Raw genomic sequence first — 5,819 nt, 5'->3', positions numbered from 1 at the left:
GCTGTCCGCGCCGCCGGGCAGCCGGACCGGACCGCCGGGTCCACCGGGCCCGGGCCTCGGCGCACCACCGCAACCACCTGGCCACGGCCGATCGTCGCGGCTGGTGCCGATGACCGGTCGGAAAACCGGGCAGGCCACGCCGGACGGAAGTCCGCCGCCTGATGGGACCCATCCCCGCAGGCGCGGGAAGCAGCCCACCACGTCCGCCACCTACGCCTACTGACTGGGATCACCCCCGCAGATGTGGGGAGCAGCGCTCGCGCCCGGTTCCGAGGTGTACGGCACCGGGACCATCCCCGCGGGTGCGGGGAGCAGGGCTTGCGGTTCCTCTTGCGAAGACGCCGGGAGTCCACAGGGAGCAGCTGGACCAGCCCCACCCAGGTCTGGCCGTTGGCCCAGGTCTGGACTGCACGAACGGTCCAGTGGCCGGGCGGCACGAGGACAAAGGCCTGCTCCGGCAGCCCTCCGCCGTCGGGATACTCGACGCCCAGGTCGGCTCCGGCCTCCGCGGAATCCATGAGCACCGCCGGGCCGTCCGTCCGCCACGTACCGCACTCCTCCCACTCGACAGCCGGATCGACGAGGACGGCCTCTGCCGCGGCAAGCAGTTCGGACTCGGAGTCGGCGGCCGGCCGGCGCACGAACAGCCGGTGCTCTGGCAGGTGGCAACTGCGAGCGGGCTGGTCCGCCAGGACCAGCGCCTGCCCACGGCCCTCGCCCACCGCAATCACGCCGGCCGGATCGCCCACCTCGCAGGCACGGTCGTAGCCGTCGGGGATGTCCCCGTCACCGATGACCACCCCTCCTTCCGTGCAGCCGCCCCACCACGTCAGTGCAGAAACGGGGACGACCACGAGGGGGCCGCCCATCGACTCGACCCAGACAAGCGGAGGACCGTCGGAACCAGACGTGTGAGGTGACGAGATGCTCATGGCGGCAGGGTGCCCTCAGCCTCCGACCGCGAGAGGCGGGAGGCAGGGAGCAGCTCCGGGGTCCCCGTTCGCCTCGGCTCCTGACAGACCACCCCCGCAGACGCGAGGAGCAGGACGCCATGTCCCGCAAGGGCAGGAAGATCACGGGACCATCCCCGCGGGCGCGGGCGCGAGGCCGTGTCGAGCCTCCGACGCCCACCGCCGCGCGGATGCCATACCCGCGCGGCACGCGCCGTCCTCTACCCGAGCGCAAGCATCGCCTCGGCGACCTCGCCGACCGCCGCATCGGGGATCGCAGTGGCGGCCTCCTTCAGGACGAGCAGCCGCGCCCCGGGAATCTCGCGCGCGATCGCCTCGCCGTGGCCGACGGGGAAGAACCGGTCGCGGCGGCCGTGGACGACAAGCGTGGGGACCTCGATCTCGGGCAGGCGCTCGCGCCAGCGGGGTTTGCAGTCGAGCCTGGAGAACACCATGCCCATCTGGTTGGCCATCTGGACCGGGGGCGCGGTGCCGGGCGTGCGGTCCCAGATGCGCGCGGCGATCGCGCGCGCGGCGGCGGGGTCGTCGCCGAGGATCTCCGCGCCGGCGGCGGCGAACTCCGCAACCGCCTCGCGGTCGGTCCAATCGGGCATCGGACGGGCGAACAGCCGGCTCATCGTCGCCCGGTCGTGGTCGGGGAGGTCATCGTCGGGCGGGCCGGGCGCGACAGCGCGGGTGCCGGCCAGGGTGAGCGCCGAGAACGCGCCCGGATGATCGAGCACAGCCACCTGGGCGACCATCCCGCCGACGCCGATCCCCGCGAGGTGCGCAGGCCCTCCGCCGAGCGCGCTGGCGAGGGCCGCCGCGTCGGCGGCGAGGTCGCGCAGGGTGTAGGCGGGCGCGGCCGGGTCCGCCGTCGTCGACTCCCCGCTGTCGCGCAGGTCGTAGCGCACCACGCGGCGCCCGCCGGCGGCGAGACGTTCGCACAGCGCGTCGGGCCAGGAGAGCATCGTCGTCCCGCCCGCGAGCAGGACGAGTGGTGCGTCGTCGTCACCGAACGACTCGATGCCCAGGGTGATCTCATGGGCGTTGACGGTGGTCATCGGATCACCGGAGGACGTCGTAGGTCAGGTGCGTCGCGGTCGACGTCGCGGTCACGCTCCGCTGCACCAGCGTGCGCGGCGCTCCGCCGGTGAACAGGGGCGTCCCGGTGCCCAGCACCACGGGCGCGAGGTGCAGCGTCAGCGCGTCGACCAGTCCGGCGTCGAGCGCCGAGCCGATCGTGGCGCCGCCGCCCATGAGGATGACGTCGAGGTCCTTGCCGCTGTTCGACGACGCCGCTTCGGCTCGCTCGCGCGCGGCGGTGACGGCGTCGGGCAGACCGGTGGTGACGAAGGTCCAGTCGAGGTCGGTGAGCCGCACCGACTCCGGCGGCGAGCTCGTCACGACCACGAACGCGGGCCTGCCGACCTCGCCGGCGCCGTAGCCGGACGTGTCGTCCCAGCCGTTCGGCCCGTCGACGATGTCGAAGAGCCGGCGGCCGAGGACGACGGCGCCCGAGCGGGCGGTGGCCTCGCGCAGGACCCGACGGTCGTCGGGGTCCTCGGAGAACGCCCAGGAGTGCAGGGCCTCGCCGCCGGTGCCCAGCCCGTTGTCCGGACCGGGGGCGGGCCCGGTGACGAGGCCGTCGAGGGAGACCGAGATGTCGGCGACGATTCGAGTCATGCCAGGGTGGACCCGATCCACCGCCCGAACTCATCGCGGGCCGACGGGTCCTCGACCTCGGGTGCGGAGAGGGGATCATCGCCCGGGCCGTGGCGGCCCGCCGGGCCGCGGTGCTCGGTATCGACCCGTCGCCGCGGATGATCGAACACGCGCGGGAGGCCGAGTGGCGGGTCCTCGTCCCGGGCGGCTCTCTGGTCTTCACCCGTCCCGCACCCCTGTTTCGAGGCGCCGCACGCCACCTGGACGGAGCCCGGGGATGGGACCGTGCGCCGGGTCGTCGGTGACTACCTCGCCGAGGGCTTCTGGCGTTCGGCCAACCCCGCGGGTGCCCGGCGGGCGGGCAACCAGCATCGGACGCTGTCCACCTATCTCACCGCCTTGGTGCGGCACGGCTTCAGGATCGAGGCCGTCGACGAGCCGGCACCGGATGCCCGGGTCGCCGCCGCGCAGCCGCAACGCGCCGGGCTGCCGCCCTTCATCGTCGTCCACGCGCGCCAGGCGTGACCGACGTTCCCCGGCTGGTGGGGCAGAGGTGCCCCGTCACCGCCGTGCCGAGGGGCGGTGGGACACGGGAACGGCGGGATGGGTCAGTCGGCCTCGGCCTGTTCGGCCCGTGCCCGGGTGCCGGCGAGGCGGTAGGAGTCGGTGCCGGTTGCGGTGATGGTGCCGTGGAAGGTGAGCCGGTCGACGATGGCCGCGCACAGGCGCGGATCGGTGAAGGTCTTGGTCCAGCACCGGGGCGGGTACAGGGCACGGTCGATGCCGGCGTGGCCGTGCCGGGAGGTGTGGCCGAGATAGACGGCGACCCGGGCGTTCTCGATCCTGCCGGCGGTACTGGTGTACCGGTGCTGGACGCCCGCACCACGATCACCCGATCAGATCTCCCGGTCTCGTCCACTACCGGCACCGCCTCCTGCCCGTCCGTCGGGTGCTCCAGCATGTACGCGCGCAGCTCGTCGAGCACCGAGTCGGCGTCCCACTTCGCCCGCCCGAGCAGATGCTGCGGCCCGTCTGGGATGGTGTGACCGACGTGCTCGGCTGTTGTCCGGCAGTTCTCGCGCGGCAGGTCTGGCAGCAGTCCACGTCCGGGACTCGACGACAGGGCTCGACCCGCGCAAACCGGCCCGCGATCCGCGCCATGAGGTCCTGGAGCGACTTCTGCCACCGGGCCCGGTCCACGCTGTGGCCTGCGGGCATCGCTTGATCTTCAGTCCTCGCGCACCGGTGATCACCGATGCCCGCACCCGTGTCCGCGTCCCGGGTCGGCAGGGAACCCGGCCGGCCGTCACGGCCCGTCCGTGCCGGGCGATGACCATTCGGGGCCTCCGTCCATGGCCAGCGTGCGCTTGATGCCGCGCCGCACGAAGGCGCGGGCCCGCACCGCACGGCACCACCGCCTCGTCGGGCGCCCGGTTCCGGGTGCCGGTCTGTGGTCGGGCCGGTCGGTGGCCTGCCTGCCCGGGGTGGGCAAGCCGTCCTCGTCGGCGGGCCTGCCCGGCCCAGCAGACCGGGCAGGCAGGCCTTCCCGGTCTGCTGGGCCGGGCAGGCTGGTGCCGGGTGTGGGTGCTCAGCGCCGCGCGGCCTCTCCCTCTTCTGCAGGTACGCCGCCTGGGCGGGCGCGGTGGAAGAGATGCGGAAGGCGCCCGGCCGGTGTCGCCCGCGGTGCGCTCGGTGCGTTCGGGGTGGTCCGGGCGGGCGGGGAGACTGCTGGGAATGCCGGGCCGTGCGGCCGGGGTCCACGGCCCAGGACCGGGGCGGGGAACGCTTCCGGCCTTCGCCCGGACCGGTACCGGGCCGGTCCGGGCGGGGCCTGTGACCGTCACCGCACAGCCGTGCGGTCGTGGTGATGACCGCACCACCAGCCGGGCAGAGCCAGTGGTCCGCCCACGCGGCCGATGCGGACGACAACGAATGGTGACGGTGGCGTCGGTGATCTCCCACCGCACCCGGCAGCAGCCCGCACGCATGGGCCGCGTGGAGGTTCACCGGAGACGGAGTCACGGCATGTCCGCAGCCACGAGCACTCGACGGGTGCGCATCGGCAGCTCGCCATGAGTGCCGACGACCGCGGATGCGTGACTCGTTGTGGTCGCCCGCGCGGTTTCGCCGGCTAGTCGCTCGGGGCGATCCCTTCGATGAGCAGGTCCAACCGCGTCTCCTCGCCGTGTGCCGGGATGCGGCCGGTCGCCGACAGGACGGAGATCCCGTGCAGGGCGGCCCACAACAGTTCGGCACGTGCCTCGCGCTCCACGATCTCCTCCGGCAGTGCCTCAACGAAGGCGTCGAAGGCGTCACGCAGCACCGCGGGGGTTTCCTCGCTGGCGAACTTCAGCCGCGTGGGCAGCACGAACATCGCCTGGTAGAGGGCCGGGTGTTCGACGGCGAAGCGCAGATAGGCCCGGCACACGGCCCGCAGGCCGCTCCGCGGCTCGCGCCCTTTGGCGGTGGTCCGCGCGTCGCGCAGCAATGCGGCCAGCTCGGCGAAGCCTTCCTCGGCGACGGCCGCGACGATGGCGTCCTTGCCCTTGAAGTGGCTGTAGAGCACGGGCTGGCTGTACTCCACGCGCTCGGCGAGGCGGCGGGTGGTGACCGCTTCCCAGCCCTCGGCCTCGGCCAATTCGCGCGCCGTGGTGAGGATCAGGCGGTGGCGCTGGGCGCGTTCCCGTTCGCGGCGCTTGCGGGTGATGGACATGAGAGGAATTCTAGCAGCGCTAGACATCAGACCAACGCTATGTCTAGCATTGCTAGAAGAATGAGCGGCGCTCGACACAGGGTCGGTGCCGCGAGAGGGGGAGAACACCCGTCATGCCTACCGCCGCCACCACCGCCGCCACCGTCATCGCCTGGGCGACCGCCGTCGGGATCATCCTCATCGGCGCCCGCGCCCTGTGGGCCCCGCAGGCCGCAGCAGGCTTCGGCATCCCCGGCACCCGCCCCGCCGACCCCACCCTCCGCGCCTGGCTGTCCGTCAAGGCCGTCCGTGACATCGGCTCCGGGCTCTTGCTGCTGGTCGTACTGCTCGGCGGCTCCACTCACCTGCGCGGCTGGATGATGCTGGCCGGCTCGCTGATGCCGCTCGGCGACGCGCTCGTCACAAAACTCAGCGGCGGCCCCGCCAAGGCGTACTACGGCGTCCACGGCAGCACCGCCGCGGCCATGGCCGCCGCCGGCGCCGTGCTGCTG

7 protein-coding genes and 1 pseudogene are annotated in these 5,819 nt (G+C 73.3%); 3 read left to right on the top strand and 5 right to left on the bottom strand.

Going from position 1 to position 5,819, the window contains the following annotated elements:
• The 3 genes from VE546_RS13105 to VE546_RS13095 form a co-directional block, all read right to left on the bottom strand.
• Positions 1 to 869, bottom strand: an 869-nt coding sequence (locus VE546_RS13105; protein WP_324921859.1) for an Imm21 family immunity protein, incomplete at its 3' end; no start/stop codon positions are given.
• A gap of 302 nt (positions 870 to 1,171) precedes the next feature.
• Positions 1,172 to 2,014 carry an alpha/beta hydrolase gene (locus VE546_RS13100; RefSeq protein WP_324921855.1) on the bottom strand — a complete coding sequence of 281 codons (843 nt, stop codon included), beginning with the start codon at positions 2,012 to 2,014 and terminating at the stop codon, positions 1,172 to 1,174.
• Positions 2,015 to 2,018: 4 nt separating this feature from the next.
• Positions 2,019 to 2,636 (bottom strand): dihydrofolate reductase family protein, encoded by a 618-nt coding sequence (locus tag VE546_RS13095; RefSeq protein ID WP_324921854.1) that lies wholly within the window; start codon positions 2,634 to 2,636, stop codon positions 2,019 to 2,021.
• Positions 2,637 to 2,668: 32 nt separating this feature from the next.
• On the opposite strand from VE546_RS13095, the gene VE546_RS13090 reads away from it, so the two are divergent.
• Positions 2,669 to 2,920: a class I SAM-dependent methyltransferase gene (locus VE546_RS13090; protein WP_324921857.1), complete on the top strand. Its 252-nt coding sequence runs from the start codon at positions 2,669 to 2,671 to the stop codon at positions 2,918 to 2,920.
• Positions 2,901 to 3,140 carry a hypothetical protein gene (locus tag VE546_RS13085; RefSeq protein ID WP_324921852.1) on the top strand — a complete coding sequence of 80 codons (240 nt, stop codon included), beginning with the start codon at positions 2,901 to 2,903 and terminating at the stop codon, positions 3,138 to 3,140. The genes VE546_RS13090 and VE546_RS13085 overlap by 20 nt, the downstream gene beginning before the upstream one ends.
• 167 nt (positions 3,141 to 3,307) lie before the next feature.
• Here the strand turns inward: VE546_RS13085 and VE546_RS13075 are convergent.
• A pseudogene (locus VE546_RS13075) lies at positions 3,308 to 3,776 on the bottom strand (transposase); the annotation flags it as partial.
• Positions 3,777 to 4,746: 970 nt separating this feature from the next.
• A complete protein-coding gene (locus tag VE546_RS13070; protein WP_324921851.1) occupies positions 4,747 to 5,328 on the bottom strand; it encodes a TetR/AcrR family transcriptional regulator in 582 nt (193 codons plus the stop codon).
• Positions 5,329 to 5,441: 113 nt separating this feature from the next.
• On the opposite strand from VE546_RS13070, the gene VE546_RS13065 reads away from it, so the two are divergent.
• The coding region (locus VE546_RS13065; protein ID WP_324921850.1) for a DUF4267 domain-containing protein at positions 5,442 to 5,819 on the top strand (378 nt) is incomplete at its 3' end.

This window comes from Streptomyces sp. (genome assembly GCF_035644915.1).
GTDB lineage: Bacteria > Actinomycetota > Actinomycetes > Streptomycetales > Streptomycetaceae > Streptomyces.
The sequence above is the reverse complement of the archived record's forward strand: the minus strand, read 5'-3'. Positions and strand labels throughout refer to the sequence as shown.